General features: G+C 74.5%; 16 protein-coding genes. 9 read left to right on the forward strand and 7 right to left on the reverse strand.

Going from position 1 to position 14809, the window contains the following annotated elements; translation table 11 throughout:
* Positions 1 to 13 precede the first annotated feature (13 nt).
* Together IH00_RS0119510 and IH00_RS0119515 are read right to left on the reverse strand one after the other, a co-directional pair.
* Positions 14 to 499 carry a hypothetical protein gene (locus IH00_RS0119510; RefSeq protein ID WP_031075299.1) on the reverse strand — a complete coding sequence of 162 codons (486 nt, stop codon included), beginning with the start codon at positions 497 to 499 and terminating at the stop codon, positions 14 to 16.
* Positions 500 to 651: 152 nt separating this feature from the next.
* Positions 652 to 1446: a pyrimidine reductase family protein gene (locus IH00_RS0119515; RefSeq protein WP_031075300.1), complete on the reverse strand. Its 795-nt coding sequence runs from the start codon at positions 1444 to 1446 to the stop codon at positions 652 to 654.
* A 60-nt stretch (positions 1447 to 1506) separates the two neighbouring features.
* On the opposite strand from IH00_RS0119515, the gene zapE reads away from it, so the two are divergent.
* The 4 genes from zapE (at position 1507) to IH00_RS0119535 (ending at position 5702) form a co-directional block, all read left to right on the forward strand.
* Positions 1507 to 2565: a cell division protein ZapE gene (zapE, locus tag IH00_RS0119520; protein WP_031075302.1), complete on the forward strand. Its 1059-nt coding sequence runs from the start codon at positions 1507 to 1509 to the stop codon at positions 2563 to 2565.
* 51 nt (positions 2566 to 2616) lie between these two features.
* Positions 2617 to 3042, forward strand: coding sequence for an OsmC family protein (locus tag IH00_RS0119525; protein WP_031075304.1), 426 nt, complete (start codon positions 2617 to 2619; stop codon positions 3040 to 3042).
* Positions 3043 to 3222: 180 nt separating this feature from the next.
* Positions 3223 to 4581, forward strand: a complete 1359-nt coding sequence (locus IH00_RS0119530; protein ID WP_031075306.1) for an alkaline phosphatase PhoX — start codon at positions 3223 to 3225, stop codon at positions 4579 to 4581.
* Between the two features lie 203 nt (positions 4582 to 4784).
* Entirely contained in the window at positions 4785 to 5702 is a 918-nt protein-coding gene (locus tag IH00_RS0119535) for a polysaccharide deacetylase family protein (RefSeq protein WP_078887852.1), read from the forward strand.
* A 70-nt stretch (positions 5703 to 5772) separates the two neighbouring features.
* Here the strand turns inward: IH00_RS0119535 and IH00_RS0119540 are convergent, their stop codons facing one another.
* Genes IH00_RS0119540 through IH00_RS0119555 form a run of 4 tightly spaced genes read right to left on the reverse strand, consistent with a single transcriptional unit; the run spans position 5773 to position 8205 of the window.
* Positions 5773 to 5967 carry a hypothetical protein gene (locus tag IH00_RS0119540; protein ID WP_031075309.1) on the reverse strand — a complete coding sequence of 65 codons (195 nt, stop codon included), beginning with the start codon at positions 5965 to 5967 and terminating at the stop codon, positions 5773 to 5775.
* Between the two features lie 14 nt (positions 5968 to 5981).
* Complete coding sequence (locus tag IH00_RS0119545; RefSeq protein ID WP_031075310.1) at positions 5982 to 6650, reverse strand: hypothetical protein; 669 nt, start codon at positions 6648 to 6650, stop codon at positions 5982 to 5984.
* Positions 6647 to 7531, reverse strand: a complete 885-nt coding sequence (locus IH00_RS0119550) for an ABC transporter ATP-binding protein (RefSeq protein ID WP_078887853.1) — start codon at positions 7529 to 7531, stop codon at positions 6647 to 6649. The genes IH00_RS0119545 and IH00_RS0119550 overlap by 4 nt, the downstream gene beginning before the upstream one ends.
* On the reverse strand, positions 7528 to 8205 hold the full coding sequence (locus IH00_RS0119555) for an AIM24 family protein (RefSeq protein ID WP_031075314.1): 678 nt from the start codon (positions 8203 to 8205) through the stop codon (positions 7528 to 7530). The genes IH00_RS0119550 and IH00_RS0119555 overlap by 4 nt, the downstream gene beginning before the upstream one ends.
* On the opposite strand from IH00_RS0119555, the gene IH00_RS0119565 reads away from it, so the two are divergent.
* From IH00_RS0119565 to IH00_RS0119585, 5 genes are all read left to right on the forward strand, one after another.
* Positions 8147 to 8944 (forward strand): peptidyl-tRNA hydrolase, encoded by a 798-nt coding sequence (locus IH00_RS0119565; protein WP_199819777.1) that lies wholly within the window; start codon positions 8147 to 8149, stop codon positions 8942 to 8944. The genes IH00_RS0119555 and IH00_RS0119565 overlap by 59 nt on opposite strands.
* Before the next feature lie 66 nt (positions 8945 to 9010).
* Positions 9011 to 9772, forward strand: coding sequence for a DUF4142 domain-containing protein (locus IH00_RS0119570; protein WP_199819778.1), 762 nt, complete (start codon positions 9011 to 9013; stop codon positions 9770 to 9772).
* Positions 9773 to 9879: 107 nt separating this feature from the next.
* Entirely contained in the window at positions 9880 to 11295 is a 1416-nt protein-coding gene (locus IH00_RS0119575) for an MbnB/TglH/ChrH family RiPP precursor modification enzyme (protein ID WP_031075317.1), read from the forward strand.
* Positions 11292 to 12284, forward strand: coding sequence for a TIGR04222 domain-containing membrane protein (locus IH00_RS0119580; RefSeq protein ID WP_031075319.1), 993 nt, complete (start codon positions 11292 to 11294; stop codon positions 12282 to 12284). The genes IH00_RS0119575 and IH00_RS0119580 overlap by 4 nt, the downstream gene beginning before the upstream one ends.
* A gap of 193 nt (positions 12285 to 12477) precedes the next feature.
* A complete protein-coding gene (locus IH00_RS0119585; protein ID WP_031075321.1) occupies positions 12478 to 14067 on the forward strand; it encodes an alpha/beta hydrolase in 1590 nt (529 codons plus the stop codon).
* A 27-nt stretch (positions 14068 to 14094) separates the two neighbouring features.
* On the opposite strand, the gene hemQ is transcribed toward IH00_RS0119585, so the two are convergent.
* Positions 14095 to 14808 carry a hydrogen peroxide-dependent heme synthase gene (hemQ, locus tag IH00_RS0119590; protein ID WP_031075322.1) on the reverse strand — a complete coding sequence of 238 codons (714 nt, stop codon included), beginning with the start codon at positions 14806 to 14808 and terminating at the stop codon, positions 14095 to 14097.
* Position 14809 lies beyond the last annotated feature (1 nt).

The raw sequence follows: 14809 nt of genomic DNA on the forward strand, positions 1-14809 counted from the left end.
GAGCGGCCCCAGCCTATTCGGTCCCGGCCTCGTCGTTGTGCGCGAAGAGCTTGAGCACCGGTACGCCGACCTTGTGGCGGGCCCGGGAGGCCCAGTCGCGGTGGAAGAACTCCTCCACGTAGTGGGGTGCCGTGAGCACGATGACCTCGTCCGCCCGGGCCTCCTCCACGACGGCCCTCAGCTTGTCCAGCGGGTGGTCCTCGACGACCTGGCCCACGGCCTGGCAGCCGGCGTCGCGCAGGGCCTGCAGGGAGTGCTCCAGGGCAGCCTGGGCGGGCGGTCTCGCCGCCCGGCCCTCCGGCTCCTCGCCTTCGTGGACGGCTTCCTTGATCTCGCCGATGGCGACGTCGTCGATGGCGCGCAGCAGGACGGCGGACTGGTCGCCGCGGGGCTGCATGAGCACGATGAACGAGATCTCCTCGTCCCCGTGGAGAGTGGTGACGAATTCCACGTCGACCCGGGACAGGGGCTTCTCGATCATGAGAACGCTTGTGAACACCTCAAAAGCCCTTCTGCGGAAACCATCCTTCCCCGTGCCCGCACGGGGACTGCGAGATAAGTCTGCCCAGCGGAAGTGAAGCGGAACGACTTATTCCGCTTATTGCCCGGACCGGTCGTGTCCGTGCCCCGGCCGGTCGGGCGGCGCCCGGGTCAGGCCCGCCGGTACCGGGTGAAGAGGAACCCGTCCTCCTCCAGGATCGACGCGAGCGCGTACCGCTCCGGCACCTCGAGGGACGGCCCGCCCGCGATCCGCTGGGCCCCGCCCGCCGTGAGCAGCGGCGAGACCGTCAGGCACAGCTCGTCGAGCACCCCGGCCGCCACCAGCTGCCCGAGCAGCCGCGGTCCGCCCTCGGTCAGCTGGCGGGTCAGCCCGCGCGCGGCCAGCGCCCGCACCGCCCGGGCCGGCTCCACGCCCGGCCCGTCGCCCGCGACGACCACCTCGGCGCCCGCCCGCTCGGCCTCGCGCACCCGCTCCGGCGGCGCGGCGGCTCCCGTGAGCAGCAGCGTCGGCACCAGCGGCTCGGTGAACAGCGGCAGCGAGAAGTCCAGGTCCAGCGAGGCGCTGACGACCGCGATCGCGGGCGCGGGGCCCTGTCCGGCCGCCTGCCGCCGCGCCGCGAAGGCCTCCCGCGCGCGGGCCGGGCGATAGCCCTCCATGCGGACCGTCTCGGCGCCGACGACCACGACGTCGGCCAGCGCCCGCAGGGTGCCGAAGATGCGCATGTCCGTCCCGGACGAGATGGGCTCGGAGCGCCCGTCGTGCTGGGCGGCCCCGTCCAGGGAGGACACCATGTTGGCGCGCAGCCAGGCCCCGGCCGGGGCGGCCGGATCCGCGCCGGGGGACGGCTCCGGGTACGCGTAGGCCTCGGCCAGCTCGTCGAGGGACCACTCGCGGGGCCCGGCTGCCGCGGATGTCTGGTCGGTCACAGGGAACAGGCGTCGCATGCCGTGCAGTCTGACACGGCCCTTACAGTGGGAAACGTGTCCACCACTGCCTCCCGCGCCATGACGACCGAAGCGGTCCCGCTGTCCCTGTGCGCCCGTGAGCCGCACGTCCCCGCCGAGCGGCTGGTCGCCGAGATGGTGCCGCCGCCGCGCTTCGACGCGGTGCGCTTCGACACGTACATCCCCGACCCGAACCAGCCCAGCCAGACCGAGGCGGTCAAGGTGCTGAGCACGTTCGCGTCCGGGCTGGGCGGCGCGCACGCGACCGGCTCCGGCCGGCGCCGCTGGTTCGCGAAGAAGCCGGCCGCCCCGGCCGCGCCGCGCGGGGTGTACCTGGACGGCGGGTACGGCGTGGGCAAGACGCACCTGCTCGCGTCGCTGTGGCACGCCACTCCGGCCGAGCCGGCGCTCAAGGCGTTCGGCACGTTCGTCGAGCTGACCAACCTGGTCGGCGCGCTCGGCTTCCAGCAGACCGTCGCCACGCTGAGCGGCCACCGGCTGCTGTGCATCGACGAGTTCGAGCTGGACGACCCGGGCGACACGGTGCTGGTGTCCACCCTGCTGGGCAAGCTGGTCGACGCGGGCGTCGCCCTGGCGGCCACCTCCAACACGCTGCCGGGCAAGCTCGGCGAGGGCCGGTTCGCCGCCGCGGACTTCCTGCGCGAGATCCAGGGCCTTTCCGCCCATTTCCGCCCGCTGCGCATCGACGGCGAGGACTACCGCCACCGCGGGCTGCCCGAGGCCCCGCCGCCGTACCCCGCCGAGCAGGTGACCAGGGCGGCGCACGCCACGCCGGGCGCGTCGCTGGACGCGTTCCCCGACCTGCTGGAACACCTTGCCCGGGTGCACCCCAGCCGGTACGGCGCCCTGACCGACGGCCTGGCCGCGGTCTGCCTGACCGGTGTGGAGCCGGTGCCCGACCAGTCGACCGCGCTGCGGCTGGTCGTCCTCGCCGACCGGTTGTACGACCGGGAGGTGCCGGTCCTCGCCTCCGGGCTGCCGTTCGACAGGCTCTTCAGTGACGAGATGCTGAACGGCGGGTACCGGAAGAAGTACTTCCGGGCGATCTCACGGCTCACGGCGCTGGCGCGCGACGCCAAGAGGCTGGTCGACCAGTAGGTTGGGGTGCCGTACCCATCCGGGTCGTACACCGTCCGAAGGGAATGCGGCATGGCCACCACGCGTCACGCGCACACCGTCTGGGAAGGCAATCTCACCGAGGGCACGGGCACCGTGTCCCTCGACTCGTCCGGTATCGGCCGCTACCCGGTCTCGTGGCCGGCGCGCGCCGAGGAGCCGAACGGCAAGACGAGCCCGGAGGAGCTCATCGCGGCCGCCCATTCCAGCTGCTTCTCGATGTTCCTCTCCGGCTCCCTGACCAAGGCCGGGAACCCGCCGGCGCGGCTGAACACCCAGGCCGACGTGACCTTCCAGCCCGGCAAGGGCATCACCGGCATCCACATCACCGTGGAGGGCGAGGTGCCGGGTCTGGACGAGGCCGGCTTCGTCAAGGCGGCCGAGGACGCCAAGGCGGGCTGCCCGGTCAGCCAGGCGCTCACGGGCACGGAGATCACCCTCACCGCCCGGCTCGCCTGACCCGTCCCGGATCCCTCGTGGCCCGGCGGCCACATGAGGCGACGTGGCCCGCACCGTCCGCACGGTTCACCTGTCACCACACCGCGTGATACACACGTGCGGGTCACGTCACATCTCCTGTCTCCTGTCCTCCCCATGCCCTTCGGGCCGGGGTTTCCCCAGCAGGAAGCGAGTTGCCTCATGTCCGCGACACGACGTCAGCTCCTGGCCCGTACCGGCGCCTCCGTCGCCGGTATCGCCTTCACCGGGGCACTGTCCGAACTCTTCGCCGGGACCGCCGCCGCACGCGGCCACGCCGGTCACGGCCCCCTGGTGCCCGACCCCGCCGGTCTGCTCGACCTGCCCGAGGGCTTCCGCTACAAGGTCCTCTCCCGGGAGGGGCTGCGGCTCCGGTCCGACGAGGGGGAAGTACCGAGCAACCACGACGGCATGGGCGCCCTCCGCGGGCGGCGCGGCCGCGTCCTCCTCGTCCGGAACCACGAGAACCGCCCCTCCGCCCGCATAGGGGTACCGGCCGTCGAGGGCCTCACCTACGACCCGGCCGGCAAGGGCGGCTGCACGGTTCTCGAACTGGACGGCCGCAACGAGGTCCTGGGCGAGCGGGTCGGCGTCGCCGGAACCGCCGTCAACTGCGCGGGCGGACCGACCCCGTGGAACACCTGGCTCACCTGCGAGGAGACCGAGGACAAGGCCGGCACCAACGGCTACGCCAAGGACCACGGCTTCGTCTTCGAGGTCGACCCCGTCGACCCGCGCCGCACCGGAGCCGTACCGCTGACCGCGATGGGCCGCTTCCAGCACGAGGCGGTCGCCGTCGACCCGCGCACCGGGATCGTGTACGAGACGGAGGACGCCTTCCAGCGGCCGTTCGGGCTCTTCTACCGCTTCCTGCCCGAGAAGCCGCTCGGCGGCACCGGTTCGCTGCGGGCGGGCGGGGCGCTGGAGGCGATGCGGGTGCCGGGCGTGGCGGACCTCTCCGCCGTCCAGGAGACCGGAGCGGTCTTCGAGGGCGTCGAGTGGGTGCCCGTGCCCGACCCGCAGGCCCGGCAGACTCCCATCCGGCTCCAGGACTTCGGGCCGAAGGGCATCACGCACGCCCAGAAGCTGGAGGGCTGCTACTGGAACGGCCGGTCCGTCTTCTTCGTGTCCAGTTTCGCGCGCTCGGCGGAGGGCTCGGCGGCCGACCACTACGGGCAGGTGTGGCGGTACGAGCCGCAGCGGCGCCGGCTGACGCTGATCGTCGTGTTCGGGCCGAGCTCCGACATCCGGCTGCCCGGCGAGTCCCCCGACAACATCTGCCTGGCGCCCGGCGGCAGGCTGATGGTGTGCGAGGACGGCAACGGCGCGCAGCACGTGTACGGACTGACCAAGCGCGGCGAGGTGTACCCGGTGGCGCGCAACGCGCAGAACACCGGCACGGAGGACGAGCCGGAGTGGGGCGAGTTCGCGGGCGTCACCTTCTCCCCGGACGGGGGGACGATGTACGTGAACTGCTACACGCCGGGGACGACCTTCGCGGTGACCGGCCCCTGGCACTGAGGCCCGCTGACTCCGGGCGGCGGGCGGTCACGGCCCGCCTGCCGCCCGGGGCAGGCGCTCGTGCCCGTGCCCGTGCCGGCGCCTGTTCCACGGCACGGCTACGCCGGACGGATGCGCCCGCTCGCCGGCGCAAAATATTCATATAGTTTCACCATGTGATCATTTCTGTACGCCATGCCACGCGGAGACGGGCCGCGCGGCAGCTGTCGCTGCTGACCGTCCTCGCCGCCGCGCTGACCGGCTGCGCCGGCGGCGCCGGGAGCCCCGGCGGCGGCGAGCGCGGCGGTGCCGGCATCGCGCACGCCCCCGGCAAGACCACCGTGTCGCCGCGCCCCGCGCACCCCTCCCCCGCCCGGAAGCCGCCGACGATGGCACCCGGACCCGGTGGTCTCACCCCCGTCTTCACCCGGGGCCCCGCCTCGGGCGGCAAGACCGTCGCCCTCACCTTCGACGCCGACATGACGGCCGACCAGGGACCGCGGGCGGCGGGCGGCGAGCGGTTCGACAACCCGGCCCTGATCGCCACGCTGAAGCGGCTGGAGGTCGACGCGACGATCTTCATGACCGGCCGCTGGGCCGAGGAGTACCCCGACCAGGCGAAGGCCATCGGCAGCGATCCGCGCTTCGAGGTGGCCAACCACTCCTACAGCCACCACGCCTTCACCACGCCCTGCTACGGCCTGCCGGCCCTGGACCGCCCGGCGATGGCGGCCGACGTGCGCCGCGCCTTCGACGCGTTCCGCGCGGCGGGCGTGCGCAATGTCGTGCCCTACTTCCGCTTCCCCGGCGGCTGCTACGACGACGCGGCGCTGCGCGCGCTCGCGCCGGCGAAGGTGACGGCCGTGCAGTGGGACGTCGTCAGCGGCGACGCCTTCGCGACCGACGCCGGCGCCGTCGCCGAGCAGGTCCTCGCGGGCGTGAAACCCGGCTCACTGGTGGTGCTGCACTGCACCCGCAGCGCGGCACCGGTCACCGAGGAGGCCGTCCGCACGATCGTCCCGGAGCTGCGCAGGCGGGGCTACCGCTTCGTCAAGGTCTCCGAGCTGATGAGCGGCCGCGGCGGGCCGGCCCCGGCCCGGTCGGGGCAGCCGTCGGGGCACCCGTCCGCACAGGCGGGGTGAGCGGCCGGGGCAGGCCGGCCCCGCGCCGGAGGGTGTTCCGGCGGTCAGGCCGGATCAGCGGGGCATCTCCCTAGCCGGAGCAGGCGGTGCGCTCCGCCTCCCGCCACTCGCAGACCGGGCACAGCGTGATGCCCTTCGTCGACTCGGGGTACTCGGTCGGCTCCTGGCACAGGACGCAGGCCGCGTACGGCGGGCCTTCGGCGGGCCTGCGCCCGGGTGCGCCGGCCCCGGGCGCCGGTGTCGCGTCGCAGTACGGATCGTCCATGCGTACGAGCCTACTCACTCACGCCGCGCCGTGAGCCGGCAGGCGAGGGCGACCGCCACCGCCGCGACGGCCGCGGCGCACGCGAGCGCGGTCCAGGGGTGGTCGACGCTGCCGGTGCGGGACCCCGTGACCAGCGCGGTGACGGCCTGCCGCGCGGGCGAACCGGTGGTGACCAGGGCCAGCAGCGCGGCCACGGCGATCACGGCGATGGACCACGCCCGGGCGCGCACCAGCGGCCGGGTGCCCAGGGCGCCGACGGCGGTGCCGAGCAGGACGCACACCGCCGCGGTGACGAGTCCGGCGAGGGCGGCGGGCAGCCGGGGCACCAGAACCGCACGGCCGGCGTTCACGGGAGCGCCGAGGGCGGTCACGGCCGCGACTGCCGCGGCTCCCAGCAGGGCCGCGCACACCGTGGCGGCCCCGATCGCGGCCAGGTGGCCCCGCTCCCGGCCGGCCGCCGCGGCCGTGACGTGGCGCGCGGCCGGGGGCTCCTGGTTCAGGCAGACGCGCACCAGCCAGGCGGTCGCCGGCAGCAGGCCCGCGGCCGTCCAGCCGAGGGCGCCGAGGACGGGCTCGCCGGAGCGCACGCCGATGCCGAGGAACACCACGTACAGCAGGACCGGGGGCAGCCAGCGCTGCGAGCGCAGCAGCAGGGCGGTGTGGTAGCGCAGGAGGGCGGTCATCGCGCGGGGCTCCCGGTGTCGGCGGAGGCCGGGGCCACCGCGTGGATGTGCCAGGGCGGGCGGGCCGTCAGCAGCTCCCGCAGCAGCGCGTCGGAGTGCGCGGCGCCCACGGTGAACGTCACGCACGCCACGCCCCCGTCCGTGCTCGCCGTGTGCGCGGGCGCCCCGGGCAGCCCCGCGTCGGGCAGCCGGCCGCCGGACGCCGTGATCCGCACCAGCCGCCCGTCGCCGCCCGGGCCCGTGGAGCCGGTGCGGTCCGCCGGCGGCGCGGCGGCCCGCACGCGCGTCCCGGTCACCGCGTACACCGCGTGGGCCGCGCCCGCGAGGCGGCGGGGGTCGTGGTCGACGAAGACCACCGTCGCGCCCGCCGCGACCCGCTCCCCCACCGCGCGGTCCAGCTCGGCACGGGCCGCCGTGTCGAGGCCGGTCCACGCCTCGTCCAGGACCAGCAGTCCGGGGTCGGCGAGGAGGGCCTGCGCCACGGCGACCTTCTGGCTGCTCCCCTTGGACAGTTCGTGCAGCGGGGTACGGGCGTGCTGCGCGGCGCCGAAGCGGTCCAGCCACTCGGCGGCCCGTGCCGCCGCCACGGCCCGACCCAGTCCCTGGACCCGCCCGAGGTGCACGAGGTAGCCGGCGGCCGTGAACGGCAGGGCGGCCGGGAAGCGTTCGGGGACGTAGGCCGTACGCCGCGGCCGGCCGGTGACGCGGCCCTCGGTCGGGGCGTCGATCCCGGCGATCAGCCGCAGCAGCGTCGACTTGCCGCTGCCGTTGGCGCCTTCGACGCGGACCAGGGTGCGCGGGGGCAGCTCCAGGTCGACACCGCGCAGCGCCCAGGATCCGCCGGGGCCGCCGTAACGGCGGCCCACCCCGTGGAGGTTCAGCTCTGCGCGCCCTTCTGAGCGGTGAGCTCGCTCGGCCGGACGATCACGAATCCCTCGCCCTGGAGCATCAGCTGCACCGCCTCGCCCGAACCGCCGCGGAGCATCGACCCGAGGGACTGCGAGCGGTGCAGCGAGGTGCTGAGGGCGGCGCTCCAGCCGACGACCGCGTCGGTGTCCACGTACACGGGCTGGTGCGTGGTGACGGGGATGACGACGGGGTTGCCCTCGCATATCACGGCGAGCTTGCCGTGCCCGCTGAAGACGCTGTTGAAGAGACCGCCGCCGGCCATGCCGGCCCCCTTCACGGTCGTGATCTCGTACGCGAGCGTCGCGTCGAAGCACAGCACGTTGCGGCCGTTGACGGTGAGCGCGTCCCCCGGCTCCAGGTCGACGATGAAGCAGTTCTGCGCCTCGTGCGCGAACCACGCCTCGCCCTGGCCGCGCACGGCCATCAGCGGCAGACCCTCGCCGGTGACGGCCCGTTTGAGCATGCCGCCCAGGCCCTGCCCCTTGCGCTCGAACCGCAGGTTGCCGCGGAAGGCGATCATCGAGCCCTGACGGGCGTGCATCTCGCCGTTGACCGCGTACTTGACCGACTTGGCGTTCTGCAGCGTCATGCCGGGCACCGTCGCCTGCTGTGCCATGTTCCCGGAGGCGAAAAGATCGCTCTTCATACGGGCATCCTGTCCCGGAACGCCCCCTTCCGCCAAGAAGGGCTTCCGTGCGGGCTGGCAGACTGTCCTGGTGAGCAGCCTTGACGCCCCCCAGTTCGTCCTCCCCCTCGTCGTACGCGTCGAGCGCGCCGAACCCCCGGCCCGTACCGACGCGCTGGAGACCGCCGCGCGCGCCGTGCTGGTGATGCTCACCGACGACCGGTCGACCGGCGACGGGGAGTGGGCGCAGGCCGTGCGCGACTGGCAGGACGCCCGGATCCGCAAGGTGGTGCGGCGTGCGCGCGGCGCGGAGTGGCGGCGGGCCGCGGAGCTGCCCGGCATCACGGTCACCGGTGGCACCGCGGAGGTACGGGTCTTCCCGCCGGTACCGCTGGACGGCTGGCCCAAGGAGCTCGCCAAGCTCCAGGTCTCCGGCACGGAGCTGGAGGACACCGGCGAGGTCCCCGACACCCGGCCCGGGCAGGCCCTGCTGTGGCTCAACCCGGATCTGCACATGTCCACCGGCAAGGAGATGGCGCAGGTCGGGCACGGTGCGCAGCTGCTGTGGTGGGCGATGACGGACGAGGACCGCGCGGCCTGGCGGGAGGCCGGATTCCCGCTCGCCGTGCGCACCGCCCACCCCGACCGGTGGGCCGAACTCACCGCGAGCGGGCTGCCGGTGGTGCGGGACGCGGGCTTCACGGAGATCGCCCCCGGCTCCTGCACGGTCGTCTCCGACTTTCCCGTACAGGTGAACTGAACGTTCCGGTACCGGTATACGTACCTCCCAGTACTGCCATTCTGTTCGGGAGGCACCACCTTGTTGTTGCGACGCATCAACGGCACGGCACTCATCATCGCGGCGCTGGTCGCCACGGTCGGCGCACTGGCGTTCCCGGTCTGGTCGTACGCCGACCGCTCCGGCACCGGCCAGGCCAACCTCAACGCGTCGACGGTGGCCACGCAGTGGGGCCCGCTGTCGGCCACGGACCGCGACTTCCTGGTGAAGGTGCGGCTGGCGGGCCTGTGGGAGCTGCCGGCCGGCCAGCAGGCGATCGAGCGGGCGCCGAGCCAGGCCATCAAGGACGCGGGCGACCACCTCGTGGTCGGCCACACCGACCTGGACCAGCGGGCCCGGGACGTGGCCGCGAAGCTGGGCGTGGAGCTGCCGAACCAGCCGTCGGAGCAGCAGCAGGGCTGGCTGCGGGAGCTGTCCGCGGCGAGCGGCGAGGAGTACGAGCGGAAGTTCGCCAACCTGCTGCGCAACGCGCACGGCAAGGTCTTCGCACTCGTCGCCCAGGTGCGGCACACCACCCGCAACACGCTGATACGCCAGCTGGCGACCGACGCCAACCAGACGGTGCTGGACCACATCACGATGCTGGAGCAGACCGGCAAGGTGGACTTCGACGCCATCGCCAACGAGGCGGCGGGGCAGGCGACCGCCAGCCCGTCCGGCCCGCCGGCGCCCAACGGCAACCTGCCGCCCGCGCCGTCGCCCGCCGTGCCGTCCGGCGACCAGCAGTTCACGTCCCGGCCCTCGACGCAGCCGGGACCGCCGACGGCGATCAACACCAACCGCCCGTGACGTGACCGGCGCGTCCGAACCTCAAATCAACCTCTGAGTCTCCCCCCGGCGGGATTGCCCGGGGTCCGCCGGGGCCATCACCCCTCCACACGACGGAGGAGGGGGACATGGGGGACACGCGGCAACTCGGCATGGGCATCGGCTGGCGTCCGGAGATCGCGGACGCGGTGGAGGGGCTGCCCGGTGTGGACTGGGTGGAGGTGGTCGCGGAGAACCTCTGCGCCGGCCACCTCCCCGACTCCCTGCTGCGGCTGCGCGAGCGGGGCGTCACCGTGGTGCCGCACGGCGTGTCGCTCGGCCTGGGCGGCGCGGACCGGCCGGACGCGGGGCGGCTGGCGGATCTGGCCGCCAAGGCGACGGCGCTCGGCGCGCCGCTGGTCACCGAGCACATCGCCTTCGTACGGGCCGCGGGCCCGGCCGGGGCGCTGGAGGCCGGGCACCTGCTGCCGGTGCAGCGCACCTGGGACGCGCTGGAGGTGCTGTGCGAGAACGTGCGCATCGCGCAGGACGCGCTGCCGGTGCCGCTGGCCCTGGAGAACATAGCGGCGCTGATCTCCTGGCCGGGCGAGGAGCTGACGGAGGGGCAGTTCCTCGCGGAGCTCGTCGAGCGCACCGGGGTGCGGCTGCTGATCGACGTGGCCAACCTGCACACCAACCACGTCAACCGCGGCGAGGACCCGTCGAAGGCGCTGGACGAACTGCCGGTCGAGGCCATCGCGTACGTCCACGTGGCGGGCGGCGTCGAGCGGGACGGCGTCTGGCACGACACCCACGCGCACCCCGTGCCGCGCCCGGTCCTCGACATCCTCGCCGACCTGTCGTCCCGCGTCGCGCCGCCGGGTGTCCTGCTGGAGCGGGACGACGACTTCCCCCCGGCACCGGCCCTGGCCGCGGAGCTGACGGCGATCCGCGACACGCTCAGGCGGTCGGCACCGGTGCGCCTCGGGTCCGTGAGGTCCGCGGGGGCCGCGCCGGTGGCCGTCCCGGCTGGGGCCGCGGCGCCGGCCACGTGCGGGGGGCCGGCCGGCCCGGCCGGCGCGACGACCGCTGTGCGCGCGGAGGCCGCGCCCGCCGCGGCGGGGCCGGGACCGGTCCGCGCCGCGGACGAGGAGGCACGGCAGCGGGTGTGGGTGGCGCAGGCAGCGCTGCTGTCCGCGCTCGTCGCCGGGGCCCCGGTGCCCGAGGGGTTCGACCGCGCGCGGGTACGGGTGCAGAGCCGGGCGCTGGCCGCCAAGCGCGCCGGGGTGGTGGCCAGGATCGCGCCGGAGCTCCCGCGGATCCTCGGGGGCGGGTACCGCGCCGCGTTCCTGGCGTACGCCATGGCCCGGCCCATGCGGGACGGCTACCGGCGCGACGCGCTCGACTTCGCCGAGCACCTACTCGTGGCCGGGGAGCCCGCGGATCCGGGCGCGCGGCGCAGGCTGGCCCGATGGTGGGAGGAGCGCGCCGGGGAACGGCCGCCCGGCCCGGTCGCACGGCTCCTGCACGCCGTCCGCACCGCGCTGCGGGGGGTGAAGCCGTGAACGTCCTCGCCGTCCTGATCGACCTCGGTGTCGTCGTCTCGTCCGTGGTGCTCGTCTGCGGGATCGCCGCCTCCCGGCGCCGCGGCCCGGGCGGGTCCGTCCACGACCGGACGGAGGCCGCCTTCCTGAACGGCGGCCCCGGCCTCGTCGTGGACGCGGCGATCACCGCCCTGCACGCCGACGGGCGCCTCGTCGTCGCCGGTCCCGGGATCGTCGCCGTACCGCGGCCCGTCGGGTACGACCCCGTCGAGCGTGCCGTGATCGCGGAGCACGCCGCCGCCCCCAGCGGCGCCCTGCACCGGCTGCGGCTCGCCGTGATGCGCCACCCCGCCGTGCAGGAGGTCGGCGACGGCCTCGCGGCACGGGGCCTGATCACACCGGCCGGCGCCGGGCGCAGGTGGCGCCGCTGGGGCGTCGCCCAGGGGATCGTGTGCCTGCTGCTGCTCTTCGCCTCGGTACCGCTGACCGTGGTGGAGCTGACGCGGTACGGAGCGGCCGACTGGCCCTTCCCGTTCATCGGCAAGGTCGGCCCGGTCCTGCTGGTCGGCGGGGTCGTCGCCCTCGTGTGCGCGGGCACCGCGGGGGCCCGGCTGACCCGGGCGGGCCGCGACGCGCTCGCGGCGTACCGCTGGTCCCGCACCCGTCCCGACGACCCCGCCGAACTGGTGGCGGTGCACGGGCTGCGGGCGCTGCCCGACCGGGCCCTGTGGGAGCAGCTGACCACCGCGGCCGGGAGGAACCGCGGCGGCACACCGGCGTCCGATGGGGCCGCGCCCGTGGTGTGGTGCGCCGGCGCGGACCCGGGCGGCTCCGGATCCGGCTGCGGCGGCGGCTCCTGCGGGGGCGGGGCGGGCTGCGGAGGCGGCGGCGGTTCCTGCGGCAGCTCCGGCGGAGGGTCGAGCTGCGCGGGCAGCAGCAGCTCCGGTTGCGGGAGCAGCAGCAGCAGCTCCAGCTGCGGCGGCGGATCGAGCTGCGGCAGCAGCTCCTAGAGGGCAAGCGGATCGCCGTCGCCGAGACGGTTCCGAAGGGACAGGACCCGCGTGCCCAGGTGGTGTCCGGGGGGCAACCCCCGCCACCCGTAAGGGTTGTCGGCGGCGACACCGGGTGGAGGTCCTTCCCCGGCACCGCCGCACCGCGAAGGATTCGTGCGTTCTGCGTCCGCACGCCGACGAAGGGACCGCGATGAGAGCCGCCACCCGGTACGGACTGCTCGGAGCCGTCGGCTCCCTGGTGCTGTCCGCGCTCGCCGTCGCGCCCGCCGGGGGCCTCACCCCCGGCTCCGCCGCGTCCTCCGGTGCCGCTCGCGCCGCCGAACGAGCGGCCGCCGCCGGCATCGCCTTCGGGCCCTGCCCGGCGGCCGAGGAGCTGCCCTCCTCCGTCGAATGCGGCACCGTCCGGGTGCCGCTCGACTACGCCCGCCCCGACGGCCGCCGGATCGAACTGACCGTCAGCCGGGCCGCGGCGCTGGGCGAACCGGCCGAACGACAGGGCGCCCTGGTGTTCAACCCCGGCGGTCCCGGCTCCGGTTCCCTGTGGTTCCCCATGGCCGCCGAGCTGCCCGAGTGGCAGCGCCTCGCCCGCGCCTACGACCTGGTGGGGTACGCCCCGCGGGGCGTCGGTCCTTCCGCGCCGCTCAGCTGCCAGGACCCGGCCGACTTCACCAGGGCACCGACACCCGCGCCGGCCGAGCCGTCGGAGTCGTACAAGAAGGAGCGCATCGCCGCGGCGCAGGCGTACGCGCGGGGCTGCGAACGCCACGCGGGTCCCTCGTTGCGCCACTACTCGTCCCTGAACAACGCCCGGGACCTGGAGGTGCTGCGGGCCGCGCTGGGCGAGGAGAAGCTGACCTACCTGGGTGCGTCGTACGGCACCTACCTGGGCGCGCTGTACGCGACGATGTTCCCCTCGCACGTGCGCCGGATGGTCTTCGACTCGGCGGTCGACCCCTCCCCCGACCGGATCTGGTACCGCAACAACCTGGCCCAGTCGCGCGCCTTCGAGCGGCGCTGGCTGGACTTCCGCACCTGGGTGGCCCGGCACGACGCCACCTACCACCTGGGGACGGACGCCGCGGCGGTGCTCGGCGCGTACGAGAAGGCCGCCGCCGAGCTGGCGCACCGTCCGGCGGGCGGGACGGTGGGCCCCGGGCAGTTGCAGGCCGCGTTCCTCCAGGCCGGCTACTACGACGATCTGTGGCCGGCGCGGGCGACGGCGCTCTCGGAGTTCCTGCGGGGCGACCCCGGGCCGCTGGTCCGGCAGGCGGCGCCGCGTGAGGAGGCCGCGAAGGAGGCGGAGAACGGCCACGCCGTCTACACGGCGGTGGAGTGCAACGACGCGCCCTGGCCCACGGACTGGCGGGTCTGGGACCGCGACAACACGGCCCTGGCGAAGGAGGCGCCGTTCGAGACGTGGGCCAACGTGTGGCTGAACCTGCCGTGCGCGTACTGGCCCGCGCCGCGGCAGCGGCCGCTCGACGTGCGCGCGGAGCCGGGTGCGCTGCCCCCGACGCTGATCCTGGCGGCCGAGCGGGACGCCGCCACGCCGTACGAGGGAGCGCTGGAGCTCGAACGGCGGCTGAGCGGCTCGGTGCTGGTCACCGAGCGGGGCGCCGGTACGCACGGGGTCGCGGGCGGGCCCAACGCGTGCGTGAACGGCCATCTGGAGGCGTACCTGCTCCAGGGGAGGACACCGGTGCGGCGCGCGTCGTGCGCGCCGCACCCGGAGCCGGACCCGGTGTCGCTGGAGCGGCGGGCACACCTGCCCGCCGTCTGATCTTCCGGGTCGATCGGGCGGCGGGGCTCAGGCGAGCCCTGCCACCAGGTCCGCGACCGACTTGCGGCGGCCGGTGTAGAAGGGCACCTCTTCCCGTACGTGCATACGGGCCTCGGAGCCGCGCAGGTGGCGCATCAGGTCCACGATGCGGTACAGCTCGTCGGCCTCGAAGGCGAGGATCCACTCGTAGTCGCCGAGCGAGAACGAGGCGACGGTGTTCGCGCGCACGTCCGGGAAGCCGCGGGCCATCTTGCCGTGGTCGGCGAGCATGCGCCGCCGCTCCTCGTCGGGCAGCAGGTACCAGTCGTAGGAGCGGACGAAGGGGTACACCGAGACGTAGTCGCGCGGCGTCTCGTCGGCGAGGAACGCCGGGATGTGCGACCGGTTGAACTCGGCCGGGCGGTGCAGCGCCATGTTGGACCACACCGGCTCCAGCGCGCGGCCCAGCCGGGTGCGGCGGAAGAGGTTGTACGCCTCCTGGAGCGCGTCCGCGGTCTCGGCGTGCCACCAGATCATCAAGTCGGCGTCGGCACGCAGACCGGACACGTCGTAGGTGCCGCGGACGGTGACGTCCTTGGCGGCGAGCTGGTCGAACAGCTCCTGGACCTCGTCGGCGTAGCCGGTCCGGTCCTCGGGCAGCACGTCGCGCAGCTTGAAGACGGACCACAGGGTGTAGCGGATGACCTCGTTGAGGTCCTTCGCCTTCTTACCGGCGTTCGGGATCTTTTCGGGCGCACTCATA

It is taken from the genome of Streptomyces sp. NRRL S-118 (assembly GCF_000716335.1).
Lineage (GTDB): Bacteria > Actinomycetota > Actinomycetes > Streptomycetales > Streptomycetaceae > Streptomyces.

What these genes read in the sequence shown, in the direction of transcription:
- IH00_RS0119515 (WP_031075300.1), bottom strand. Translation starts at nt 1,446, where the DNA reads ATGCGACGCCTGTTCCCTGTGACCGACCAGACATCCGCGGCAGCCGGG.
- zapE (WP_031075302.1), top strand. Translation starts at nt 1,507, where the DNA reads ATGACGACCGAAGCGGTCCCGCTGTCCCTGTGCGCCCGTGAGCCGCAC.
- IH00_RS0119525 (WP_031075304.1), top strand. Translation starts at nt 2,617, where the DNA reads ATGGCCACCACGCGTCACGCGCACACCGTCTGGGAAGGCAATCTCACC.
- IH00_RS0119530 (WP_031075306.1), top strand. Translation starts at nt 3,223, where the DNA reads ATGTCCGCGACACGACGTCAGCTCCTGGCCCGTACCGGCGCCTCCGTC.
- IH00_RS0119540 (WP_031075309.1), bottom strand. Translation starts at nt 5,967, where the DNA reads ATGGACGATCCGTACTGCGACGCGACACCGGCGCCCGGGGCCGGCGCA.
- IH00_RS0119545 (WP_031075310.1), bottom strand. Translation starts at nt 6,650, where the DNA reads ATGACCGCCCTCCTGCGCTACCACACCGCCCTGCTGCTGCGCTCGCAG.
- IH00_RS0119565 (WP_199819777.1), top strand. Translation starts at nt 8,147, where the DNA reads ATGCCGGGCACCGTCGCCTGCTGTGCCATGTTCCCGGAGGCGAAAAGA.
- IH00_RS0119555 (WP_031075314.1), bottom strand. Translation starts at nt 8,205, where the DNA reads ATGAAGAGCGATCTTTTCGCCTCCGGGAACATGGCACAGCAGGCGACG.
- IH00_RS0119575 (WP_031075317.1), top strand. Translation starts at nt 9,880, where the DNA reads ATGGGGGACACGCGGCAACTCGGCATGGGCATCGGCTGGCGTCCGGAG.
- IH00_RS0119585 (WP_031075321.1), top strand. Translation starts at nt 12,478, where the DNA reads ATGAGAGCCGCCACCCGGTACGGACTGCTCGGAGCCGTCGGCTCCCTG.
- hemQ (WP_031075322.1), bottom strand. Translation starts at nt 14,808, where the DNA reads ATGAGTGCGCCCGAAAAGATCCCGAACGCCGGTAAGAAGGCGAAGGAC.